Below are 855 nucleotides of genomic sequence, written 5' to 3'. Positions count from 1 at the left end.
TGATAGTTGGCCTTATATCCCTCCGTTAAATGGGCCAGGGATGCTTTCATAAACACCACTGTTCCCCAGGCAGCACCTGGCGATTCAGGTCTCATATGGCCGTTCACATACTCGCCACTGGATTTATGCTTGCCTGGTCTGTAGAGATAATACGTGTCATCAAAGTATTGATAATCTATACCCGGACCACCCGGCTTTAAGCGCGGGTCGTCAAAAGGGTATGAGCTCAGATATAAATGTCCTTGTGCAGTGGAAATAAATGCCTGATTATTAACCACCACCACTCTTTTTATTTCTTTTCCTTCAGGTCTATCTACCATATTCCCATCAGAATTTTTCTCTTGCCCCTGAGATGGGGACATATACGTTGCGACCTGCCACGTTTGTCCATAGTCTTTAGATATTGTATATGCACCGGGTTCCCATTCAGGAATAAAGATGTATTTATCCGATGGATGGATATATATCCCAGAGAATATCCTGAAGGAAGCAAATACTCCATCATATATCTCTTTATGAATATTTTTTTTACCATCGTGATACCAAAGTGCTCCCTCACAATAATAGCCTTTTAACTCCAGATAACGATTATCGTCATAACGATAAATAACCTGTGAGGGTGTTCTTTTTGTACAGGCAGCGATAGCACATAGCGAAATAGTTCCGATTATTATTTTTAACGCACTTCCCATATTCATAATTTATCCTTAAACGTTAAGTGTTTTAGGCATATCCCATTGCCGATTATTTCCCTGCATTCAGGTCGCAGTGCATTCGGGTCCAGCCCTTATAGCCCACCACTTCTGGTTCTTTGTCCGGCAGGTTTTGATAGTTGGCCTTATATCCCTCCGTTAA

General features: G+C 41.9%; 1 protein-coding gene. It reads right to left on the bottom strand.

Annotated elements, in window-relative coordinates; translation table 11 throughout:
- Positions 1-698: T6SS immunity protein Tli3 family protein (locus tag OGV71_RS00085; protein ID WP_286532298.1), on the bottom strand; the 698-nt coding region annotated here is incomplete at its 3' end.
- Positions 699-855 lie beyond the last annotated feature (157 nt).

Source organism: Citrobacter sp. Cf088 (genome assembly GCF_030334295.1).
Classification (GTDB): Bacteria; Pseudomonadota; Gammaproteobacteria; order Enterobacterales; family Enterobacteriaceae; genus Citrobacter; species Citrobacter freundii.
Note: the sequence above shows the minus strand (reverse complement) of the source record. Positions and strands in the feature narration are given on the sequence as shown.